This window comes from Bacillus cereus group sp. MG1, assembly GCF_040460035.1.
Lineage (GTDB): Bacteria > Bacillota > Bacilli > Bacillales > Bacillaceae_G > Bacillus_A > Bacillus_A cereus.
In genome coordinates this window covers 482,950-505,918 of the sequence record NZ_JARVGY010000001.1, presented here as the reverse complement: position 1 = coordinate 505,918, position 22,969 = coordinate 482,950, and the positions used below count along the sequence as shown (strand labels likewise).

The window sequence follows — 22,969 nt, the reverse complement described above, 5'->3', positions numbered from 1 at the left end:
GGGAGAATATGGTGAATGAGGAAGATTATAAATTAAGTAGTGATGTAGGAAAATTAAGATTATCGGCAAAAGATATTTATGATTATAATGCACAAGAAAAAAAATATAATAATTCTGATCCAATAATAAATAAACAGAAGTTACAAGACAACTTTAATGCTAATCTTATAGCTTCTGATGATATTCATTCAGTAACTGGATTTGGGGCATATGCTTTAGAGGATAGAAACACGCATGAAATTTTCATTGTATACGTTGGAACCCAACCGAGCCAAATAGGTGATTTAGCAACCGATGGAGCAATTGGGCTACATAATTTAACTAATTCACCTATATTGGGGTCATTAGCGGAATTTCAGTATAGTCAAGCAGAAAAATTTTATGAAAAAGTCAAGGCGAAGAATAAAGGAAAGAAGATAACTTTACTAGGGCACTCCTTAGGTGGCGGAGCAGCGAATACAGTTGCATTAAGACATCAAGAAGATAATATAAACGTATTAGCTTTAAATCCTGCGCCTGTTTTAAATAAAGATGTGGTTAAGTACGGATACGGGACCAATATGAAAAATTGCCGCAGTCTTATAAATGAATATGATCCTTTGTATGGCGCCATTAAGGCCGCAGATTTTGTAATACCTGGACAGGTTTATAAAATGGAAAATGGGGAAGGGCATTCTTTTTTATATGATCCAAAATTTTATTCTAGGAATGGGAATGTAGCAATAGATAAATTGAAAAAGGTTAGCGAAACAGGATTTGATTGGAAATTTGGTTTTTTAGAAATATCAGAATCTGCTGGGGACCTATATAAAGGAATCACTGGAAAAAAAACATTAAGTACAACAGAAGAAGTTGTAGTGGATTTAGTGGTAAATGGAACCCCAGTCAGTGCAATTCTAGTTGCAATAACAGTAGTGGGAGATACTAGTGCTCTAGCAACAAAAATAGCAAGTATAGGTGTAGAAACAGGAAAAAAAGCTTTGAAATTTAGTAAGGAAGTTATACAAGAAGTTAGAAATCAGGTGAATGCGGCTGTGGATTGGATAGAGAATAAATTAGCAAAATGTAAGGAAAAGGTACTTGAAGTGTTAGAATCAGTATTTAACGCAGCTGTAGATTTTTTAGTAGGATGCATCATTCTTTATTTATCCCGTGATGAAATTATAGCAATTGCAAAAGAAGTAGCATCTTCTCTTGTTCAAGATATTTTAGATGTATTTAAAGGTGACTTTGAAATTGATACAAATATTGCTTCAATTGCTGGAGATTATGTAAGAAGCCATCGCCAATCATTATTAAACTATTTTATGAATGATGGTAGTAGAGGATTAAATCGTTCATTATTAGTAGAGATTTCCAGAGATGTGAACGAACTTTCAAATGATTTAAAAGAGTTAAGTCAAGATGTAACAGATGCGGTAATTTCTATGATAGCAAAAGATGAAGAGTTAGCTTCGGTTTCTTATTATTGATAAATGTTAAGGAAGGGGGTATGAGGATGGATTTACATATGATAATGTCGAGGGTTCATAGTACATTTCCGGACAGTGGTGGGCGAGATCAAATTATTAACGTTGTTATGCAACTTGAAAAAGCAGCTGTATCTTTGACAGGAGATATTAGAAGATTAGAAAGTAGTATTGATAATAGTTTGCAAGGTAAAACACGTGATGCTTTTATTGATCGTATCCGCCAATTAGAAAAAAGGCGACAAAAAATAGAAGAGAAAATTATCGTATTAAAAGGATCGGTGAATTAATATGAAAGATTATATGGAGAAAGTTTTGCCTTTAGGAAGTGTAGTGAGGTTGAGTACTGAGGAAGAAAAAGATGTAGAGTATGTAATTACTACAAGAGGAATACTTCTCGATGAAGACACTTTCTATGATTATGGTGGGGTATTACACCCAGTAGGTTTGACGGCAGAGACATATAAATTATTCAATGACTTTGATATTTTAGAAGTGAAATTTGAAGGGTATAAAAATTCTATTGAAGGAAAATTTGCTCATAATTTTAAAATATGGCGAAATGAATTTGTAAAAACGATAAAGAACAAGGCTGAAAATAATAAGTAACAATTATTAATAAAACAAGGGCTATAATATATTTAGAAATAAATAGACTTTCCTCTTCCAACATGGAAAGAGGAAAGTCTATTTTTGATTGAATAAGAATCTAAATATCTAGTATTACGTGGGAACAACATGAAAAAGAACGTCAAGAATTTATAGCGAATAGAAAAAGAATAAAATAAAAGTTGAAATAACATTTGTAAATAATAGTCATAGACTGTTTTTTATGGTGGAAATCTATTTGTGAAGAAATAAATCATTTTATCCTATATGATGAAAATGGGATATTTCGGTATTTTTATAGTTAGGAAAAAGTTATTCTAAAAGGAGTCAGTTGAATGAATCATAGACGCAAGAAAAAGAAACCGAAACAAATAAGAAAAGAAGCAGTTCAGATAAAACCGATAGTAGAAGAATAACCACTAAAGAAGAGTAGCAACAAGTTGGTTTATATTCTCCTAGGTATTCTTCTTTTCCAAATTTTATATGGGCTGTCTTGGAAGGTTCTACAACACAAGTAAGCAAAGGGAAGACTTTCCTTATTATCGTTTTCTTTATCTTAATTGCAATAGGGTTATCTATGATAGGAAACAAATAAGGGGGAGTTCAGATGTTTAAGAAGAAGGAGAAAAAAAGCATTTACGTTAGACTGGTAAACACACAAGGGGAAATCATTCGAGAGTTTAATTGTACAGAAAAAGACTTGCGAAAAGTAAAAGAAAATGGTGCTGAAATTCGTTTGGTTGGAGATAAGTCATATGAGATGGTAGCAACCGATGAACAATTAGAAAAACTAGCAAGAGCTGAAGCAGAAATCGAAGCGGAAATTAAGGCATGGGAAGATGCTTTAAATGAGAGTTTGGATGAACGCGAAGAAAGAGAAGCGAGACAGAAGGAATTGAAAGAAAAGAATAAATGGAGTACAAAGAAGAAAGTAATCGTATTTGGACTCATATTCTTTGTATTTATTGGATTACCTATTATCGAAGGGTATCAAAATAGTAAACTAGTTGAAGAAGGTACATCGTTAAATGCAGAAATTGTAGGTAGGCACGTAGAGGAGGAATTTATATTTACACACCCCACACTAGTAGTTGAGGTAGATGGTAAAAAGCATAATGTATGGGTAAGTGAAGAGACATATAACGGAGCAGAGTGGTTAGGTAGACTAAAAGTCATCAAAACAAAAGATGGTAAAGTTGAGAAAGACCCTAGATATGAGGGTGAAGACTTAATTACGAGTTATTAAGCAGTATGTTTTTAGTATTCGCTTCTCTCAAATTAAATAACATTATTATTTGCAAAAATCGAATCCATTAAAATAAAAAACAAATTTTAAATAACTGTAATAACCTCCTAGCATATTGTTGATGGGAGGTTATCACCTTTCTGAAGATAAAATTAAAGCTATATTATCTCGATACAATTGTGATGACAGTAACGTTTTTACTAAGTGAGTGCAGTTTCGGGGGAAACAAAAATAGAGTATGAGGAATATGCTTAAGTGAAAGAGAGAAGAATATTTAGAGCTTTTGAGGAGAAAGAAGGCTATTTGAACTATCAAAAGCATTCTGATTATGTACGGTAATTAATGTAGTGATGATATACATAAAAGATTATCTAAATTTAGTTACACAAAGATGAATGTACTTGAAAAATTAGGAATGTAATGGGATTTTAGTGAATGAAAATTATTTAAACTGTATAGAAGGTGAAAAACTGAATGTGGAACATAAAAGAAGAAGATTTAGACAAGTTTCGAATGACATGTCAAGGTCGTTTAAGTTCTGAAGGTGCTGCGGGTTTTATGTTTGGAACAATATTTTATATTTCAATATTTATGTTTATTATTTTTGTAGGGGATTTGAATTACTACAATATTTTTTTTGACAGAACTATTGTTAAAACTGAAATTGTGTTATTTAGTATTCAAATTATATTTTTAATTATATATCTATTTCCGAAAGCATGTTTTAAATTTCAAAAGTTACAAACGCTCGTTATATTATTATATGCGTTTCAGCTTGGAACGATATTATTTGTAGTTTCGATTGTCTCTGAAATGGCTGACAATTCAACTGGTAGGATGTATACTTGGCTACTATTTGTAGGGGCAGTTATTATTCATATTGTAGCAACGCTAGATACATTTAAACAAGCAAGTGAAGGTGCGTTTAGTAGTGGTGAAAGATCCACCTCTTTTTTTAGTAAGACAAAAGGAGCTATGATTAAGGGGGCTATAATATATGTATTAATACTACTTATTTTGATGTATTTTCAAAATGATTATTCAATTGATTTTTTTGTTATGTATGGAGTAGGAACTGTTTTAATGTATGCGGTTGCAATTGGAGTGGCAGAATTCCAACTATTGGCGTACTGTAGATTTAAATTCAAGTCATTTAATATGTCATGGGCAGAGAATGAGAGAATGCGTGGGAGAATTTGAAAACAAAATAAGAAATTCAAAATGAAAAATAAATAATATATTAATAGAATTTTAGTGTTTGAAAAATAATTGAAACGTATAGAAGGTGAAGAGCCAGGATGTGGAATATAAAAGAAGAAGATTTAGATAAGTTTAGGATGACATGTAATGATCGTTTAAGTCCTGAGGGTGCTATGGTTTTCTTTATTGGAGGGATAGTTTATACTTCAGTATTTATGTTTTTTATTTTTATGGGGGGGTGGATTATTATCATACTTATTTTGATAAAACAATTGTTAAAACTGAAATTGTTTTATATAGCTTACAATTCATCTTTTTAATTCTATATTCATTTCCAAAAGCACGTTATAAATTTCAAAAGTTCCAAACGCTCGTTGTATTATTATATGCATTTCAATTAGGTACAATAACATTTACAGCGTTAGTTCTTCCTGGGATATCTGATTATTCAATTGACCGAATGACTTTAATTTGTGTAGGGTTATTATTTGTAGGAGCAGCTATCGTTCATATTGTGACAACAATTGATACATTTAAACAAGCGAGTGAAGGTGCGTTTAGTAAGGATGAAAGATCCATCTCATTTTTTAGTAAAAGAAAAGGAGATGTGATGAAGTGGGCTACAATATATGCGCTAATCCTGTTTATTTTGATATATTTTCATAATGGTTATGGAATTGATGTTTTAGTTCTTTATGCGGTAGGTATTGTTTTACTGTATACAGTAGCCATTGGAGCGGCAGAATTCCAACTATTGGTGTACTGTAGATTTAAATTCAAGTCATTTAATATGTCATGGGAAGAGAATGAGAGAATGCGAGGGAGAATTCGAAAGCGAAATACAAAATCCAAATCGAAAAGTAAATAAGAGTGAAATAGAATTGAAGTAAATGGAAATTATTTAAACTGTATAGAAGGTGAAATGTCAAGGTGTGGAATATAAAAGAAGAAGATTTAGATAAGTTTAGGATGACATGTAATGATCGTTTAAGTCCTGAGGGGGCTACAGGATTTATGTTTGGAGGAATACTATTTAGTTCAATAACCATTTTTTCTATTGTTTTATCAGCCGGGTGGGATTACTGCATGCTTCTCTTTAATATAGGAATTGTTAAGTTAGAAGTATTCTTATATATTATACAAATAATTCTTTTCGTCATTTATTCATTTCCGATAGCTCAATTTAAATTTCAAAAACTACAAACCCTTGTCGTATTATTATGTTCATTCCAATTGGCAACAATAGCTCCTATTGCTTTGACTGTTACTAAAATGGCTAATAATTCAATTGATTGGATTACAATACTGTATGCGGGTTTATTGCTTTTAGGAGCAGTAATTTTTCATATCGTAACAACAATAGATACATTTAAATTGGCAAGTGAAGGTGCGTTTAGTATGGATGAGAGGTCTGCTTCTTTCTTTAGTAAAACAAAAGGAAAGATGATGAAGTGGGCTACACTATACGCAGTAACTATTCTTATTTTGATATATTTTCATAACGATTATGGGTTTGATGATTTATTTATGTATGTAGTAGGGACCTTTTTAATGTATACGATAGCAATCGGTGCAGCTGAATTTCAGCTATTAGCATATTGCAGATTTAAATTTCCATCATTTAATAAAACGTGGGAGCAACATAAAAGAGAGACTCCAAGATATCGAAAGAAAAATAAAAAAGGTAAATCGAAACGTAAGGCATAAAGAAAGTGCGTATTGTACGTTTTGATGATAGAAAAGTAATTATTTACAGGAGAGTATTTTAACTTCTAAAAGAAAATTTAATTATGTAAGGTGATTAAAGTGATTAGAAGGTTATCTGATCGAAAATGTAGAGTGGGTAGTGTGATGATGAAATGAACACAAAAAAGGTTTCTAAAATGATTACTATCATAATAACAATCAGCCTACTACAAGCATGTAGTTTTTTTGAAAAAAAGATAGAATATGAGCCATTTGTCAAAGATTTGGATGAAGGTGACATGAAAAAGGTTATGTCTGCGAGTGATGATGGATATGCGTATGTGGAACAAAGAGGTATATATAGTACATATGAGCAAAAGGAAGATGGAGAGCATAGAAAAACAATCTATCAAACTTCGGAAGGGATATATAATACGAAAGATAAAAGTTTATATGGAAATACAACACAAGAGGTTACTTCAGCAGTAGACAGCAAAGATAATAAAGAAGAAGTTGTTTATCGTACCAATATTATGTATAAAAATGGACAGGTACAAAGTCCGGAATCGAATCTGGATGTTTCATATGTGAACTTAATTGTAGATCGTTTAAAAGGGATAGGGAAACTAAAGATGAAGCCCGGGGATGATATAAAAAAGTTTGATCAGCCTAGTACTGTTGGATACAAACTAACTGAATTAGAGTTTCAGAGTATCATTAATGATAAGTTGAAAATACAATATGATGAATATGATGGTGGATCAATCGCATTGCATATTGATTCTAAAAATGGTTCAAAGCAGATATTGGAAGTAAGTATTGTAATAAATTATAAGAAAAGAAATGATGAAGGCAAGTTAGTAAAATACATATCACAAATACATACATCTTTTGATAGTCACCAAGGTAATAACCAAGATGCGAAACAGGAATATATTGATTTTAAAGCAAAGTATAATAAGACGCAGTAATATTTAGAAGGGCATTTGTACGGAAAGATAATAGCGACATAAGTGGAATAAATGTTTCATAAATATAGTGGGAAGAATTTGAGGATAAACGCCCCAATTGTTGGAGTAGATGCAACAATTGGGGCGTTTATCTATCTAAATTTAGCTTGAATACATAACATGTTTTAGTTAGAGTCATTGCTCCGCAAGTAGCTTCTTTATCTTCATAATAACAGTATGAAATTGTGTATAATCTGCTTTTATTGTTAAGTTATAACTATTTCTGCTTATAAAGTACCCCTTATTATCGATACATCGTCCACATCCCAATGTCTTTAAATCCTAGTCGTTTATAAATTCGTCCAGCAGCTGGATTGTTATAAAATAAACAAAGTGTTCGGCCTTCTTTCGTAAAGTCTTGAATCATTTTTTGTAATATGAGTGAAGCGTAGCCATTTCCACGATAATTCGGGTGTGTACATACACCAACTACCATAGCGGATAATGAATTTTCAGCGGAAGTAGAGGTGGATGCGATGATCACGCCGTCTTTTTCAATATAGTATGTGCGTCCTGTATTCGTTTCGATAGCCTGCCTTAATATTTTCTCTGATTCATTAGTAGTCGGAAATTCAGCAATGTCACTTCGTAATTTCATAATTCGTTCTATATCATCGAGTGACGCAAGTTTAATCGTTTCATGAATAGGCGTGTCAGGTAAGTTGTTGTCATTTAGACATTCACAAAAATACATTTCATTTTTGACGCCTAATTGTAGACTTGGAGCAGTTTCAAACTTTTCTACAATAGTTGACTTACCAGAGAGTTTAAGTGGCTTATATGCGGAAAGAAGTGCCTCAAAATCAGTGGTAACAAAGTCTTCTTTACTATATGGTATAAATGAATCGTGGAATCGGAGTAAAATTGATTTTAATGTTCCATTCTCTTTAAATACTCCCCATAGTTCTTGAAAATCTGTGTCATAACTGAAAGCTTCAATATCTCCAATAATAAACAAGTTAAGGGCTGCTTCTTCTTTTAGGTAAGCGAATACTTGTTCATGATCTTTCTTTGTTAATTTTCGCATCATAACGAATCGACCTCTTTTTTATTTTTCTAAATATTACAACTTAAGTTTTTTGAAATCAATATTAAATTTTATGTTTAGTTCACAAACTTTCGGAAAAACTAGGAAAGATATGACAAAGGAGGTTATGAACGGTGGATCATCCAATTCAAGGGTTAATGAAAGCAGCAATGGAAAATTTAAAAGAAATGGTTGATGTAAATACGATTGTTGGAGAGCCTGTTCAAACGGCTGACGGTGGTGTGGTGTTAACGGTTTCTAAAGTAGCGTTCGGTTTTGGAGCAGGAGGTTCTGATTTCCAAACGAATGATGGACAAAGAGCAAACGGTAACGCTGCATTTGGTGGCGGTAGCGCGGGTGGTGTTTCTATTACACCAGTAGCATTTCTTGTGGTGAATAAAGATGGAGTAAATATTCTTCATTTACAAAATGCGACACATTTAGCAGAAAAAATGATTGAATTAGCTCCACAAACAATTGATAAAATTCAATCGATGTTCCAAAAAGAAGAAAAGAAAGAGGGAAATCATCATCCTCAAAACCCTGATGAAATCCTTTAAAAACGCCTGCTTATGAGCAGGCGTTTTTTCTTGTAATCACTATGTAATAAAACACATGAAATTGTAAATAGTTTTTGAAGTTTTTTCTATGTTTCTAAAATTTTTCATGTTAAAATATGCTATAGAATTGAAACATATAAAACGAAGGTGGCTAGGTGCTTTGTCTGGAGGATCTGACCAAGTAAAGAATATGATATATATTAATGGTAATCGTCGAGGTCATTGTTTTATTACATCAGGAATTACGTTTAAAGAGTTTGCGAGTAACATCCCTTCACCGCTTCATCAAGTGTTGCTTTTGAAGCACAACTTTGAATGGACGGATTTTCATTATCATACTTTATTTGAATATGTTGAGGAAGAAAATATACATAAGTTAATTCAAGCAGAGATTGATGAATTTGATGAATTTTGTTGGGTAGATTTTGATGATGCAAGCGATTTAGATGAATTAGAGCCGAAAGAAATTGCAGAATTATTATATTTGGCTCACAAAAAAGAACCACTTGCAAGAACATTCTTTCCGCTGTTGAAAAATCGATTTGTTTATTTTTCACATGATGACGGATGGTACAACAAAGTGTATTATCGTAGAATTGCTGATTTTGTAGGAATGTTAAGTAAAGTCATTCCGTATAAACTCGGTGCTTTCGGTAAGAAACGTTTTTCTTTCTTCCAAAAATCAAAAATTTTTCCAGCAATTTCAAAAGAATTGATCATGGGACTGATTCCACTAATGGAAGATGGTCTTTACATAGATCTAGCAGGGAAGATTGAGTCAAGAAGAGGTCTTGAAATTCCGGTATATGTAGTTGGTTCGTATGAAAGTACGGATGAGGTGTTAGATAATATCGATGAATTGAAAGAGGAAGCAACAGAAACAGGTTGGCTCATTTTTGATAAGAAAGAACAAGAGTGGCAATGGGTTGTTGACTAAGAAAACTTGGCGTATGAAGTCAAGTTTTCTTGTCATTTGAAAGGAGTACAAATGAAGAAATATTATACAATTGTGGGTATTATAAGTATTATTCTCGTGGCAATATTACTTATAACTTGTCCGAAAGAATCAGATTTTAAAGTGTATGTAGAGGATAAGTATGCGTTGAATTGTAATGAGAGTAGTTTTGAATGCACGCAAAATGTAGATGGTAAAAAAGAAAAACTACAATTTGAAAGTACAGATGCACGAAATGGTGTATTCTTTATGACTGTAAAGCAAACATTTAAAACAGAAGCTGGTGTTTCAAAAGAATATAGCGGAGTAGGAATGTTTGGTACATTTCTTTTTGTTTCAGAGAAGACTTTCTAGTAATAGAAGGTCTTTTTTTTATGCTTATGTTCATATAGATGAAGTAAGACAAGCATAGGAGGGATAGCGATGAAGAACACATGTATCGTTTGCGGTGGTGAGGAGTTTTTTTCCTCAACGTTATATGCACGTACGAAGCAAGATTGGGCATATGCACCAAACATGTATCGATTTGAAAAAGTATTTATTGAGCATCGAGATGAAGAAAATTATCCAGTGTTTCAAGAAATTACAGCGAAACATTGTTGTGGATGCGGTCATATTATGTTGTATCATGAATGAACACACCAAGTATAACTTGGTGTGTTTTTTTAAAACGCTGACAAAGCAAGCGGATAAAGTAAAGTAAATAAAACAGAAAAACTACCAAAACCAATTGCTGTATATCCAAGTGTTCTTGCTCCGAAATTGACAGCTAATAGGCCAACTAAAATTGCTAGGGAGCCGAGCGTAACTGGATAAAAAGCAATGGAGAATAACGAAAGAAATAAAGCGACATAGCCTACCATTGTGCCGGTATTTGTACCTTCTATCTCATTTGCAATTTCTTTACGCTTATGTCTAATTGGAATGCCAGCTGGTGATATTTCAGCAGCATACTCTTCGTTTTTTTCACCACTTTTAAAATGATGATTTCTCTTTCTTCGCATGTACATCCCTCTCTTTCAATTGGGTGTATCTATAGTATCTTTCAAAATGAGAAGAGCATGAGTATGAGTTAAACCCAAGTAAAGCAAAAATTGGAGAATACGCATTCCATCGTTAACATATCCATCTCCTATTGAAGATAAAGTGTGGGATTTTTTCCACTAGGACTGATTATCAGCCAGCAACAATTGGATTTTTATGAGCAGTTCTCTCCCATTAACTAATCCGCATCCATTGAATTTTGAGGTAGGTGTCTTACTGCAAGCGGGATAAAACAGGAATTTTGGAAAATGATGTAGAATGAAATGAATGATAATACGTGAAGGTAGGGGAATGTATGACGAAATTTAATTGGCACGAGTCAGCGGAGAAGAAATGGGATAGTAGCGCAGAGTTTTGGAATCAAAATAGTCAAGAGATGTGGGACAGTGGTAGCAGAAGTACAATTATTCCGTTTTTTGAACAATACGTGAAGAAAGAAGCACAAGTGCTCGATGTTGGTTGTGGTGATGGCTACGGTACATATAAATTAAGTCGCGCAGGCTATAAAGCAGTGGGAGTAGATTTATCGGAAGTGATGATTCAAAAAGGTAAGGAACGCGGAGAAGGACCGAATTTATCTTTTATAAAAGGAGATCTTTCTGCATTACCATTTGAAAATGAGCAATTTGAATCAATTATGGCAATTAATTCTTTAGAATGGACGGAAGAGCCATTACGAGCGTTAAATGAAATAAAGCGTGTGTTAAAGAAAGATGGATATGCATGTATTGCAATTTTAGGACCGACAGCAAAGCCACGAGAGAACAGTTATCCTCGCTTGTACGGAAAAGACGTTGTTTGTAATACGATGATGCCTTGGGAATTTGAACAGTTAGCGAAAGAACAAGGTTTTAAAGTTGTAGATGGCATCGGCGTATATAAGCGCGGAGTAAATGAGAAGATGTTAGGTCAACTACCTACAGAGTTACAACAATCGTTAACATTCTTATGGGTATTTATGTTAAAAAACGTATAAAGAAATGAAAGAATTTTTAGGAGGTAAATAAGTGCAGAAAATACAAAAAACTGATACAATATCATCAGAACCAATTAAAGGGGGACTAGGGTATATGACAACTACTACAACAGTGAAATCCGATATTGAAATCGCACAAGAAGCGAGTATGAAGAAGATTCAAGAAATTGCAGCTGATTTAAATATTTTAGAAGATGAATTAGAGCCATACGGGCATTATAAAGGTAAGTTATCTCTTGATATTTTTAAGCGCTTACAAGATGGGAAAGACGGTAAAGTTGTTTTAGTAACAGCAATTAACCCAACTCCAGCTGGAGAAGGTAAATCAACAGTAACAGTTGGTTTAGGTCAAGCTTTTAACAAAATTGGTAAGAAAACAGTAATTGCACTTCGTGAACCATCTCTTGGACCGACGATGGGATTAAAAGGTGGAGCAGCGGGTGGCGGTTTTTCACAAGTCGTACCAATGGAAGACATTAACCTTCACTTTACTGGAGATATCCATGCGATCACAACTGCCAATAACGCATTAGCAGCGTTTATTGATAATCATATCCAACAAGGAAACACACTTGGAATTGATACGCGTAAAATCGTTTGGAAACGCTGCGTTGACTTAAATGATCGTGCCCTTCGTAACGTAGTAATTGGTCTTGGTGGACCTGTACAAGGTGTACCACGTGAAGACGGTTTTGACATTACAGTAGCATCTGAAATTATGGCCGTGTTCTGCCTTGCAACAGATATTCAAGACTTAAAAGCACGTTTATCTCGCATCGTAGTTGCCTATAACTTTGCAAATCAACCTGTAACGGTTAAAGATTTAGGTGTAGAAGGTGCGTTAACACTATTATTAAAAGACGCATTAAAGCCGAACTTAGTACAAACGTTAGAAAATACACCAGCTATCATTCATGGCGGACCATTTGCGAATATCGCTCACGGTTGTAACAGTGTTATCGCTACAACAATGGCAGCAAAATTAGGTGATTATGTTATTACAGAAGCTGGATTCGGTGCTGATTTAGGCGCTGAGAAGTTTTTAGATATTAAAGCTCGTGCAGCTGGCATTAAACCAGAAGCAGTTGTTATTGTTGCGACGATTCGTGCGCTTAAAATGCATGGTGGCGTTGCAAAAGATCAATTAAAAGAAGAAAATGTAGATGCATTAGCAAAAGGTATGGAAAACTTACAGAAGCATGTTGAAACAATTCAAAGCTTCGGTGTGCCTTTCGTAATTGCAATTAATAAATTCATTACAGATACAGATGCAGAAGTTACATACTTACAAGAGTGGTGTAATGAGCGTGGCTATGCAGTATCCTTAACAGAAGTTTGGGAGAAGGGTGGCCAAGGCGGAGTTGACCTTGCTGAAAAAGTACTAAAAGAAATCGAAAAAGGTGAAAACAACTACGCACCACTTTATGAATTAGAATTACCCTTAGAAGAAAAAATTCGTACAATTGCTCAAAAGGTATATGGCGCAAAAGATATTGAATTTGCTCCGAAAGCACGTAAGCAATTAGCTCAATATGAAGGAGAAGGTTGGAGTAACCTACCAGTTTGTATGGCGAAAACACAATACTCTCTTTCTGACGATGCAACAAAATTAGGTCGTCCATCTGACTTTATCGTTACAATTCGTGAGTTAAAACCATCTATCGGCGCAGGCTTTATCGTTGCGTTAACAGGTACAATGTTAACAATGCCAGGTCTTCCAAAACAACCAGCAGCACTTCAAATGGATGTAAATGAAGATGGAAAAGCAGTAGGTTTATTCTAAAAGGTTGTAATTCATCTCGTTTATCTGTAAACTATATATACATCAAGTGGCGCCTTTCCATCGAAAGGCGCCTGTTTTTTGGAGGAAATTATGTTTGATCCAACTGCTTTTGACAATTTAAAAGTAATCGTAGAAGGTGCTGTGTATGATTTTGATCTACATGGAGATATTCTTGTAACAGATCGAAAAGATATGATGGATCTTGCTTCATTAAGTCGTATATATCATATCTCATTTCAATTAACAGAACCGTTTGAACCATTAGTAGAAGCAACATTTTCATTATCTGTGGATGCAAAGAACTTGTCTGGTGAAATACTAGAAGTGCCTCAGTTTACACCAGGTTGTGAAATGAAGCTAGCATTTTTATTCCCGTTAGAACAACCAGAAGTAAAATGCGAAGGAATTGAAACATTAATGCGTTCTATATGGGGAAAAGAAAGAATGATTATGCAGAAAGTTTCATACGAATATAATAAGCAAGCGATTTCATATCATAATAAGGTAGAGGTTCTATTTCAAAAAGCGATTACAGAAGACCATGTTGATGATTTAATAGCTGTTATTTCACACATGATAGAAACGGTGCGAACAATACAGCATTTTCTTCAAAAATAGAGATAAAGGAGAAAAACAAATGATAAAAGATATGCAACCATTTTTACAACAAGCTTGGGAGAAGGCTGGTTTTAAAGAGTTAACTGAAATTCAAAAACAAGCGATTCCAACTATTTTAGAAGGACAAGACGTTATAGCTGAATCTCCAACTGGAACAGGAAAAACATTAGCGTACTTATTACCACTTTTACATAAAATTAATCCTGAAGTAAAACAGCCACAAGTTGTTGTTTTAGCGCCAACACGTGAACTTGTAATGCAAATTCATGAAGAGGTTCAAAAGTTTACAGCAGGAACTGAAATTTCAGGTGCATCTTTAATTGGTGGTGCAGATATTAAGCGCCAAGTTGAAAAATTAAAGAAACACCCAAGAGTAATTGTCGGTTCACCAGGCCGTATTTTAGAATTAATTCGTATGAAAAAGCTAAAAATGCATGAAGTAAAAACAATTGTATTTGATGAGTTTGATCAAATTGTAAAGCAAAAAATGATGGGCGCAGTGCAAGATGTAATTAAATCAACGATGCGCGATCGTCAATTAGTATTCTTCTCGGCGACAATGACAAAAGCGGCAGAAGATGCGGCACGTGATTTAGCAGTGGAACCACAATTAGTACGTGTAACACGTGCAGAATCAAAAAGCTTAGTTGAGCATACGTATATCATTTGTGAGCGACGCGAAAAAAATGATTACGTAAGAAGAATTATGCATATGGGCGATGTAAAAGCAGTTGCTTTCTTAAACGATCCATTCCGTTTAGATGAAATTACTGAGAAATTGAAATTCCGTAAAATGAAAGCGGCGGCTCTTCATGCAGAAGCAAGTAAACAAGAGCGTGAAGCGACAATGCGTGCTTTCCGCGGAGGGAAATTAGAAATTCTACTTGCTACTGATATTGCAGCGCGCGGTATCGACATTGACGATTTAACACATGTAATTCACTTAGAATTACCAGACACAGTAGACCAATACATTCACCGCTCAGGACGTACTGGACGTATGGGTAAAGAAGGAACTGTCGTATCTCTTGTAACTCCACAAGAAGAGCGCAAATTACTGCAATTTGCGAAAAAACTAGGCATCGTATTTACGAAGCAAGAAATGTTCAAAGGATCATTCGTAGAAACGAAACCGAAAGCACCAAAGAAAAAGAAACCAGCATTTACTGGGAAGAAAAAGCCTAGATAAATGATGGAGAAGGCGTAACTATTTGTAGTTACGTCTTTTTTGTTTGTAAACAAGTGATAATGGGAATTAATCTGTACCCTTTGTAAAGGACATTTTGAAAAAAGTTAGGCAACATCAAGAAGATGGTTTCTGTATCCAACAGGAGTCATCTTTTTTAAATTCCATTGATATCTATAATGATTATAATACGTCATATATTTCTTAATCTCTTGTTTCAATTCATTAAAGGACACGCAAGGTTTTATATGAGCTTCATCTTTCAGATGACCAAAAAATGATTCTTGTGGGGCGTTATCCCAACAGTTTCCTCTTCTTGACATGGATTGTCCTAGGTTTAGCTTTTTAACTAGCTTTTGATAGGTAGGGCTTGTGTAGTGGGATCCTTGATCTGAATGAATATAAGCACCTTCAGTCAATCGAATCCGCGGATTCCTTTTTAGTTTATGGAGAGTTGTCGTTACGAGCTCTAATGTCATCTGTTCTGAAACATGGTAAGCTAAAATTTCATTAGTTGAGCCGTCTAAAATTGTAGATAAATAGGCCCTTTGATTCTTACCGTAAACTAAATAGGTGATATCTGTAAGAAGTGTTTTCCCTGGGGTATTTTGTTTAAATTCCCGATTTAATTGATTTGGTACTATTCGATGTTCTTTTGTAGCTTTAAGCATTCTTTTATAAGGATTCGCTTTGCGAACCGGACAGATAATCTCGTATTTCTTCATAATTCTACGGATACGCTTTAAATTGTAGACAACTTGAAACTGACCCGCCAATGTCATCTTTATCTGACGAGCCCCTTTGTTTCTATTTCTAAATCGAAGTGCTTTTAATATGGTTTCCTTCAAGATTTCATCTCGATCACTCTTTTGTTTCCGTTGTTCTTGAGATGAAACTGAAAAGTAATTATAGTATCCCGAACGGGATACACCAGCTACTTTACACAAATGACTGACCATATTCCTTAAGTTGTATTTCATGATGACAGAACGAATCAAGATGAATTTCTGACTAGGTGGTAGTGTTATTTCCTTCTCATCCTCCCTTCCATAAGTTTGATTTTTTTTAGCAATTCGTTTTCCGCCTTTAGTAAGTTTCGTTCGGCTTCTAAACGGGCATACTTTTCTTCTAACGTAAGCTCTCTCTCAAGAGTTCTTCCAGCGTTTTCGATACGTGTATCCCTTAAACCCAATACACCATTTTTTCTATAAGCAGCACGCCATCTACTTCCCGATGACATAACTCGTTTCATTCCAATCATATCTATATCAAAACCACATTCTTCAAAAATATTTCGAGGTAGCTTTCCTTTTTCATTTTCCTCAATAAAAATATGCTTAAATTCCTCTGTATAAGTGATACCTTTCTGACTTACAGATTTTACGTATAGGTTATTTGATAGAATTTGAATTTCTCTTTCTGTAAATAGTTTTTTTGTCATTTTCAACATTCTCCGATCCCAATTTTCCTTTTATTATACAAGAAATACCCTATAGAATAGACTTTTTTCAAGTGTCTATTCTATAGGGTACATTTTAAATTGTATTAGTGTTTTTAATGTGCCTATCATATATATGCTTCTACTGGGAGTATCGAAAAAAGGGTAGTTTATTTATTTGGTTTATACGAGGAAATAATATAAAAAAGTCGAATATTAAAATGATGCGAAATAATAAAAAGAAGGTACACATATGGATAGGAAATTAGGAATGTTTTTGAATACAAAATATATTGAAGTAAACGAAGGAATACAAAAAGCAAGGGAATGGGATTTAGAATATATTCAATTATATGCTATGAATCCGACTTTCAACTTAGCTAACATCTCAAAGATACAATGGAATACATTAAAAGAAAACTTATCTTTTAATGAGATTCAAGTCCCGTCATTAGCAATTAGCTTCGGAGAAAATGGAATAATAGGAACTGAAGCTGAATGTGTAATAGAGAGTTTTAAATATATTACTGATAAAGGGTTAAGGTTAGGAGCTAACATAGTAACAGCCCATATTGGGAAAATCCCTGATGATGAAAATAGTGAGTACTATGATAAAATGCTACGTGTTTGTAATGAAATAGGGGACTTAGCGTTCAGATTTGGAGGATTCTTCGCCATTGAGACGGGATCTGAAAAAGCAATAGTATTAAAACGATTTTTAGAAACTGCAAACTCGAAAGGACTAGCTGTTAACTTTGACCCAGCAAATTTAATAAGTGATGTAAATGAAAATCCGGGAGAAGGTTTATTACTATTAAAAGATTATATAGTACAAACTCATATTAAAGATTGTAAAGAAGTGAAAAGTGATCGTTCAACTAAGTATATAGAAGTCGCAGCAGGGAATGGTGAAGTAGATTTCGATATATTCTTCAAAGTATTAGATAAAATTGGATTCGACGGATATAACATGATTGAAAGAAATGATTATTTTGATGAACTGGATGGGATGAGTCAGTCGATAAATTTTGCAAAGAAGTACATACCAACTCAAAAGGAATAACGATAGTATTTGTAGAAAGCTACATAGAATATAAAAACCATTAGGGGGAAATGTAATGATCCATAAAGTAGGACAAATTATGTTATATGTAAATAATCAAGATGAGGCAGTAAATTTTTGGACGGAGAAGGTAGGGTTTCATGTAGTTGCAGAGGAAGATAATAAGCAAGGAATGAGATGGATTGAAATCGCTCCGAAAAGCGGTGCGGAAACGAGCATTATATTACATAATAAAGAAGTTATTTCGAAAATGAGCCCAGAATTGAATCTTGGTACACCGTCTTTAATGTTCTTCTCAGAAAATCTTGATCAACTATATACAGATTTAACAAATAAAAATGTTACTGTTGGAGAAATGGTAACTATGTCTTCTGGTAAAGTGTTTAACTTTGCTGATAGCGAAGGGAATTATTTTGCGGTTATGGAGAAGAACCAATAATAATATTGCTATGTGAAAATCCCCCTCAAATATATTTGAGGGGGATTAAATTTTTGAAGTGGATTTTTCATTAGAGAGTTGTTTAATAAAAAATACTCCTTTTTCAATAGCTGTCTCAATATAGCCAACGATTTGGTCAAACGTAAATACTTGTAAGTCTTCAGGCAAATGTTGCTTTGGATACAACATATCTTCAAAAAGATACTTTCGAAAAGCTAAAACGTTTTCTCTAGAAACCTCTTCAATATCCACAATGTGAGCCTCTTGATTGAGAAGAGAGAAAAGCTGTTGTTCTTGATCGTAATGATGAAGCAACTTTGCATTTAACAATTTAAAATCGTTATAGTACAGGGGTGCGATAGTTTCGTCATTCTCTATTCTATTTTTTAGCCAAGGTAGAAAAAATCCACTTAGCCAATTATCATCGGCAATGAGGTGGGTATAATAGCCTAAAATAAATGGGGAATCTATATGTGATTCATATTTATGAAAAAATGAATCATAATCTATTCTTCTCGTATAGTTCTTCGTTGTACCGGCATAAAAATGTGAGGTTCCTTTTTCTTTTTTTGAATGAACAGCATCAGGGGCTACAGCTCCAAGTAAGAAAGAAGTCTTATCGTGAATTGATAGTTTCTCAGCAATACCACTAGCGATAATAACATGCATAATTCGTGATCCCATGAATGCCACCTCTGTTTCCAGTATTCATTTCAGGAAGAGGACTAAACGGTTAGTATTACTTTCCCTGTACTTTTTCTACTTTCGACCCATTCATGTGCTTTCCCTGCATTTTGAAGTGGAAAAGATTTCGTAGCCTTAATTTGTAAACGTCCGTCACGCAAATAACGGAAAACTTCATTGCAGTTTCTTGGAGCAGTTCAGGACGCTTTTTTCGTGTGTTTCCAAAGCTAAAACCGAGTATAGAGCGGCAACTTGCATGTAAATCTTTCGTTTGAAAGTTACCAATTTCACCGCTAGCATTACCGAAATGAACGAGGCGACCGTAATAAGCAAGGCAGTTTAAACTTCTTTCAGAAACCGTTCCAGAAATAGAGTCTAAAATTACATCAACCCCTTCACCATTTGTCAGTTCATTGACTTTCTCTACAAAATCTTCATCTTGATGACAAATAACATAATCAGCTCCAGCCTCTAATAGTTTAGCAAGTTGAATAGCAGTAGTGCCAATTCCGCCAGCAGCCGCATGAATGAGTACAGATTCACCTTGTTGAAGCCTTGCAACATTTGCGAGTAAATTATAGCTTGTAAAAGATACGATTGGACAAGCGGCTGCAGTTTGAAAGTCAACTTCATGGGGTAATACGAAAGTAAGATTTTCATTTGCAACAACGTATTCTGCGTAAGATCCATTTTGAGGAAAAGCAATGACACGTTGTCCAGGGTGAATATTTTTCACATGAGAACCGACACGTTCTACAATACCAGTGGCATCTATACCTGGAATAAAAGGTAGTGCTTTATTTCCTTTTTTACCATAACGTAATTTAATATCAGCGAAATTTACACTAGTAGCAACAACGCGAATTAAAACTTGATCTTCTGAAATAGCCGGTATATCCAAATCTGTATATTTCATCACTTCAGGACCACCGAACGACGTTACAACGATAGCTTTCATCATATATCCTCCTAAATTTGACTATATAAATTATTTTAAATCTTTATCAGAAATTGGAAAAATATATAATAGTTATGTGTGGTTATAAGTGAAGCTTATGAACTCAATGAATCATAATATTAATTTATATAAAAAAACTTTAAAAAATCGAAAGAAATATGAATTACCTGCCAATATATAGTGTAAGACAAAGGAGGGCTGGAATATGAAGGGTGAAATAGATTACGCACATTTAATCCAATTAACTTTATCAGGAAATAAAGAAGCATATAGCAAGTTGTATGATAAAACGATTCAAGAAATATATAAAACAGCACATTTTTTAATAGAGGATAAAACGGATGTAGATGATGTCGTTCAAGAAATATACATACAACTATATGAATCGCTTCGTAAGTATGGTAGCGAGAAGCCATTTCGTCCTTGGCTAATTGGACTTGCGATTAAACAAATTCACTCTTATAGAAGAAAGAGGTGGATGCGACTACGAATTATAAAAAAAGCAGAAGAGCAAAGAAAGTCAGTGCAAATTGATTTTTCTAACGATGTTGTAAGTAAAATATCAAACCAAAAACTAATTGAACTCATTCATAAATTACCGTATAAATTGAAACAAGTTATTATCTTAAGATACTTACATGATTATTCACAAGAAGAAGTAGCACAAATATTACATATTCCAATTGGTACTGTGAAATCTAGAATTCATGCGGCATTAAAGAAACTACGTCAAAAAGAGCAAGTAGAAGAAATCTTTTTAGGAGAGGTAGGGAATGTGAAATGAGTTTAGATTGTAGAGTTAGGGAATCTATACAAGAAGAAGCAAAGGGTATTGTTGCCCCGCCGGATTTAAAAGAAAAAGTAATTGTACAAATAAAAATGAAGCACGGGCGGAGTAAGAGGAAGAAACGCCTTATCGCAGGAGTACTTGCAGCAGCTCTTTTAATCCCGACGACAGGTTTTGCGTACCAATCTATTATGGCGGATGGTATATATGGATCTTTTGAGAATTTAAAAAACATGCCGGAGCAATGACATTAGAAACGTATATGCGTTTTAATGCAAAATTATCAGAAGCGAAAGATGAAATGGGTTCGAAGGAATATGAAGAGTTTACAAAAGAACTGAAAAAATTAACTAATGCAAAGTTTGCGTACGGAGATTCGAACGGTAATATTGATTATGATCAATTATTACCGGCTAAAAAAGAGGAATTGAAAAAGGTGGTAATGGAGCTTCATCCGTATTTTGATAAATTAAATGGCCATAAGTCTAGTAAAGAGGTATTAACTCCTGAAGAGTATGAACAATATATGGAAGCATTAATGTCATATCAAACCGTTTTAGTAAAAACGAAATCGAGTGGGGGGATAACAATAGAAGAAGTACCTGAAGCGTACAAAGAAAGATTTATTAAAGCAGAGCAGTTTATGGAATATGCAAATGAAAAGGTGCAATAATTAGAAAAGCTCATAGCCTTCTTAGCTTTGAGCTTTTTTATTGAAACAAAAAAGAGTGTTCAATTATACTTTTTCATATTTGCATTATCTTTTTGTATAAAACAATCTAAAAGGGAATAACCAGCTATTAAACTAATTATCGTAACAAAAGTTGTATTTATTAGAATAATATTAACTAAATAAGGTAGGTATTCTGCAAGTGGTGAAAAGAGTAGTGCTGGGGAAAAGGAAATGAATAGTGTAGGCACTGTAATAGCAATAAATTTATCCGGTTGAAAGCTCCAGTTTTGTTTACTTGTTTCGCGATTAATAGATTGAAGGAATCGTAATAAAATGCCAACTATAAGAGGGAAGAGTGTAAAGTAGAATAATCTTGGATAAACGTTAAAGTTCACTTGCGTGTCTGTATCTAAATAAAATTGAATTTTTACTCCTACAAATAATAATAAGACGATAAATAATGTAAAGCAGAGGTATAGCATCACTTTTTGCATTATATTCCACCATCCTTTACTCAAAATATATTCAAAAAAAAGAAGAGATATACAATAACTACTGTTGTATATCTCTTCTTTTACTGTTAGTTAATAGTGGAGTTTGCTTTTTCTTGCTTCGTGAAATAATCAATAATGCCCATTGCACTAATTTCTATATCTAGATGTAAAATATTATAAACGGAATGATCTGATGGAACGTTTAACTTTGTAAGATGAGAAGATATTTTATCCATTAACAAAGTTTGTAAAGCTTTAGTCGCTTCATCGAAATCATTATACTTTTCAAAGACTTCCTTACCAGTCTGAACGAAAATAGGTAGCCAATGTTCCAGTTGATTGTATACTTCTGTAACATGAGAGGATGCGCCGTAATGACCGAAATAAATAGTATCTACATCCATACTTTGAATATGATTTTTAGAAGCAATCATCGCATCTGGTTGAAATTGTGAAGGGGACGTTGATGGTAGATACAGTTCTACACCAACGTTTGCGAGTTCTCTATAATAAATTCCAATTGTATCACCAGTGAAAATCCCGTTTGTTAATGAATCGTGAATGCTAATATGGTGCTTAGCATGCCCCGGTGTATCATAAAATGTAAGGATACGTTCTTCGGCAATTTTTAACGTATCACCATGTTGTACAATACGAACACGTTCTTCTTCTATAGGAAGAATTGGATCAAATAGTTTATCAAAATCTTCTTTGTATACAGCTTTTGCACCTAAAATGAGTTTTGTTGGATCAATCATATGACGAGCACCACGAGAATGCACATATAACGTAGTATTTGGGCACTTCTCCATCATTAAACCAGCTGCGCCAGCGTGATCTAAATGCACATGTGTAACGATAATGTTTTTAACATCGTTTAAATCAATATGTAATTGTTGTAAGCCGTCTAAAATATACGGAAGAGAAGGGGCTGCACAAGTTTCAATTAAAGTAATATCGTCACCTAATAAAACGTACGTACCTGTTCGTTCATTATGCTGTAAATCGAAATCATCAATAAGATATAGGTGAGAAGATAATTGCTCTACTTTTTTCATATTTAC

At 33.8% G+C, this 22,969-nt stretch carries 24 protein-coding genes and 4 pseudogenes; 21 read left to right on the top strand and 7 right to left on the bottom strand.

The window, feature by feature from the left end; all coding sequences use genetic code 11:
• The first annotated feature begins 8 nt into the window (after window positions 1-8).
• The 9 genes and pseudogenes from QCI79_RS02415 (at window position 9) to QCI79_RS02375 (ending at window position 7,181) form a co-directional block, all read left to right on the top strand.
• Window positions 9-1,472, top strand: coding sequence for a lipase family protein (locus tag QCI79_RS02415; protein WP_000245873.1), 1,464 nt, complete (start codon window positions 9-11; stop codon window positions 1,470-1,472).
• A gap of 26 nt (window positions 1,473-1,498) precedes the next feature.
• The gene (locus QCI79_RS02410) at window positions 1,499-1,759 is read left to right on the top strand and encodes a hypothetical protein (protein ID WP_000363091.1); all 261 of its coding nucleotides are present in this window, start codon (window positions 1,499-1,501) and stop codon (window positions 1,757-1,759) included.
• A gap of 1 nt (window position 1,760) precedes the next feature.
• Window positions 1,761-2,078: a DUF4176 domain-containing protein gene (locus QCI79_RS02405; RefSeq protein ID WP_000656387.1), complete on the top strand. Its 318-nt coding sequence runs from the start codon at window positions 1,761-1,763 to the stop codon at window positions 2,076-2,078.
• Window positions 2,079-2,413: 335 nt separating this feature from the next.
• Window positions 2,414-2,673, top strand: a pseudogene (locus QCI79_RS02400) (hypothetical protein).
• Window positions 2,674-2,685: 12 nt separating this feature from the next.
• Complete coding sequence (locus QCI79_RS02395) at window positions 2,686-3,324, top strand: hypothetical protein (RefSeq protein WP_000473574.1); 639 nt, start codon at window positions 2,686-2,688, stop codon at window positions 3,322-3,324.
• Window positions 3,325-3,798: 474 nt separating this feature from the next.
• The gene (locus QCI79_RS02390; protein WP_000267142.1) at window positions 3,799-4,524 is read left to right on the top strand and encodes a hypothetical protein; all 726 of its coding nucleotides are present in this window, start codon (window positions 3,799-3,801) and stop codon (window positions 4,522-4,524) included.
• A 98-nt stretch (window positions 4,525-4,622) separates the two neighbouring features.
• Window positions 4,623-5,392, top strand: a pseudogene (locus tag QCI79_RS02385) (hypothetical protein).
• Between the two features lie 62 nt (window positions 5,393-5,454).
• Window positions 5,455-6,231, top strand: a complete 777-nt coding sequence (locus QCI79_RS02380) for a hypothetical protein (RefSeq protein WP_000267121.1) — start codon at window positions 5,455-5,457, stop codon at window positions 6,229-6,231.
• Between the two features lie 152 nt (window positions 6,232-6,383).
• Complete coding sequence (locus QCI79_RS02375) at window positions 6,384-7,181, top strand: DUF3952 domain-containing protein (RefSeq protein WP_003286219.1); 798 nt, start codon at window positions 6,384-6,386, stop codon at window positions 7,179-7,181.
• Window positions 7,182-7,464: 283 nt separating this feature from the next.
• On the opposite strand, the gene QCI79_RS02370 is transcribed toward QCI79_RS02375, so the two are convergent.
• Window positions 7,465-8,250 carry a GNAT family N-acetyltransferase gene (locus QCI79_RS02370; RefSeq protein ID WP_000984771.1) on the bottom strand — a complete coding sequence of 262 codons (786 nt, stop codon included), beginning with the start codon at window positions 8,248-8,250 and terminating at the stop codon, window positions 7,465-7,467.
• A gap of 131 nt (window positions 8,251-8,381) precedes the next feature.
• Between QCI79_RS02370 and ytfJ the strand changes: the two genes are divergently transcribed.
• The 4 genes from ytfJ to QCI79_RS02350 all read left to right on the top strand — a co-directional run bounded on the left by ytfJ (window position 8,382) and on the right by QCI79_RS02350 (window position 10,398).
• Entirely contained in the window at window positions 8,382-8,807 is a 426-nt protein-coding gene (gene ytfJ, locus QCI79_RS02365; RefSeq protein ID WP_000349986.1) for a GerW family sporulation protein, read from the top strand.
• Window positions 8,808-8,967: 160 nt separating this feature from the next.
• Complete coding sequence (locus tag QCI79_RS02360; protein ID WP_000014087.1) at window positions 8,968-9,744, top strand: oxalate:formate antiporter; 777 nt, start codon at window positions 8,968-8,970, stop codon at window positions 9,742-9,744.
• Window positions 9,745-9,795: 51 nt separating this feature from the next.
• A complete protein-coding gene (locus QCI79_RS02355) occupies window positions 9,796-10,116 on the top strand; it encodes a hypothetical protein (RefSeq protein ID WP_000761171.1) in 321 nt (106 codons plus the stop codon).
• Window positions 10,117-10,185: 69 nt separating this feature from the next.
• A complete protein-coding gene (locus tag QCI79_RS02350; RefSeq protein ID WP_000798747.1) occupies window positions 10,186-10,398 on the top strand; it encodes a hypothetical protein in 213 nt (70 codons plus the stop codon).
• 29 nt (window positions 10,399-10,427) lie between these two features.
• Here the strand turns inward: QCI79_RS02350 and QCI79_RS02345 are convergent, their stop codons facing one another.
• A complete protein-coding gene (locus QCI79_RS02345) occupies window positions 10,428-10,766 on the bottom strand; it encodes a hypothetical protein (protein WP_001253202.1) in 339 nt (112 codons plus the stop codon).
• Between the two features lie 335 nt (window positions 10,767-11,101).
• Here QCI79_RS02345 and QCI79_RS02340 point away from each other — a divergent pair, with 335 nt between their 5' ends.
• From QCI79_RS02340 to QCI79_RS02325, 4 genes are all read left to right on the top strand, one after another.
• Window positions 11,102-11,782: a class I SAM-dependent methyltransferase gene (locus QCI79_RS02340; protein WP_000160044.1), complete on the top strand. Its 681-nt coding sequence runs from the start codon at window positions 11,102-11,104 to the stop codon at window positions 11,780-11,782.
• A 94-nt stretch (window positions 11,783-11,876) separates the two neighbouring features.
• Complete coding sequence (locus QCI79_RS02335; RefSeq protein WP_002194954.1) at window positions 11,877-13,565, top strand: formate--tetrahydrofolate ligase; 1,689 nt, start codon at window positions 11,877-11,879, stop codon at window positions 13,563-13,565.
• Window positions 13,566-13,655: 90 nt separating this feature from the next.
• A complete protein-coding gene (locus QCI79_RS02330) occupies window positions 13,656-14,183 on the top strand; it encodes a hypothetical protein (RefSeq protein WP_000460206.1) in 528 nt (175 codons plus the stop codon).
• A 19-nt stretch (window positions 14,184-14,202) separates the two neighbouring features.
• The gene (locus QCI79_RS02325; RefSeq protein ID WP_000588613.1) at window positions 14,203-15,372 is read left to right on the top strand and encodes a DEAD/DEAH box helicase; all 1,170 of its coding nucleotides are present in this window, start codon (window positions 14,203-14,205) and stop codon (window positions 15,370-15,372) included.
• A gap of 104 nt (window positions 15,373-15,476) precedes the next feature.
• On the opposite strand, the gene QCI79_RS02320 is transcribed toward QCI79_RS02325, so the two are convergent.
• A protein-coding gene (locus QCI79_RS02320) for an IS3 family transposase (protein WP_087942833.1) occupies window positions 15,477-16,819 on the bottom strand; the annotation gives its coding sequence in 2 pieces (ribosomal slippage) (window positions 15,477-16,438 and window positions 16,438-16,819; 1,344 coding nt in all).
• Window positions 16,820-17,060: 241 nt separating this feature from the next.
• Between QCI79_RS02320 and QCI79_RS02315 the strand changes: the two genes are divergently transcribed.
• Both QCI79_RS02315 and QCI79_RS02310 read left to right on the top strand, forming a co-directional pair.
• Window positions 17,061-17,870: a sugar phosphate isomerase/epimerase family protein gene (locus tag QCI79_RS02315; RefSeq protein WP_000375221.1), complete on the top strand. Its 810-nt coding sequence runs from the start codon at window positions 17,061-17,063 to the stop codon at window positions 17,868-17,870.
• A gap of 55 nt (window positions 17,871-17,925) precedes the next feature.
• Entirely contained in the window at window positions 17,926-18,309 is a 384-nt protein-coding gene (locus QCI79_RS02310) for a VOC family protein (RefSeq protein WP_000581468.1), read from the top strand.
• 45 nt (window positions 18,310-18,354) lie between these two features.
• Here the strand turns inward: QCI79_RS02310 and QCI79_RS02305 are convergent, their stop codons facing one another.
• Window positions 18,355-18,993: a zinc dependent phospholipase C family protein gene (locus tag QCI79_RS02305; RefSeq protein ID WP_021727824.1), complete on the bottom strand. Its 639-nt coding sequence runs from the start codon at window positions 18,991-18,993 to the stop codon at window positions 18,355-18,357.
• 41 nt (window positions 18,994-19,034) lie between these two features.
• Window positions 19,035-19,951, bottom strand: a pseudogene (locus QCI79_RS02300) (quinone oxidoreductase family protein).
• 205 nt (window positions 19,952-20,156) lie between these two features.
• Between QCI79_RS02300 and QCI79_RS02295 the strand changes: the two are divergent.
• Complete coding sequence (locus QCI79_RS02295) at window positions 20,157-20,735, top strand: sigma-70 family RNA polymerase sigma factor (RefSeq protein WP_000675562.1); 579 nt, start codon at window positions 20,157-20,159, stop codon at window positions 20,733-20,735.
• Window positions 20,732-21,411 (top strand): annotated as a pseudogene (locus QCI79_RS02290) (DUF3600 domain-containing protein). The gene QCI79_RS02295 and the pseudogene QCI79_RS02290 overlap by 4 nt, the downstream one beginning before the upstream one ends.
• A 59-nt stretch (window positions 21,412-21,470) precedes the next feature.
• On the opposite strand, the gene QCI79_RS02285 reads toward QCI79_RS02290, so the two are convergent.
• Window positions 21,471-21,905: a hypothetical protein gene (locus QCI79_RS02285; protein ID WP_001174543.1), complete on the bottom strand. Its 435-nt coding sequence runs from the start codon at window positions 21,903-21,905 to the stop codon at window positions 21,471-21,473.
• 86 nt (window positions 21,906-21,991) lie between these two features.
• The gene (locus QCI79_RS02280) at window positions 21,992-22,963 is read right to left on the bottom strand and encodes an MBL fold metallo-hydrolase (RefSeq protein ID WP_000754973.1); all 972 of its coding nucleotides are present in this window, start codon (window positions 22,961-22,963) and stop codon (window positions 21,992-21,994) included.
• Window positions 22,964-22,969: the final 6 nt, after the last annotated feature.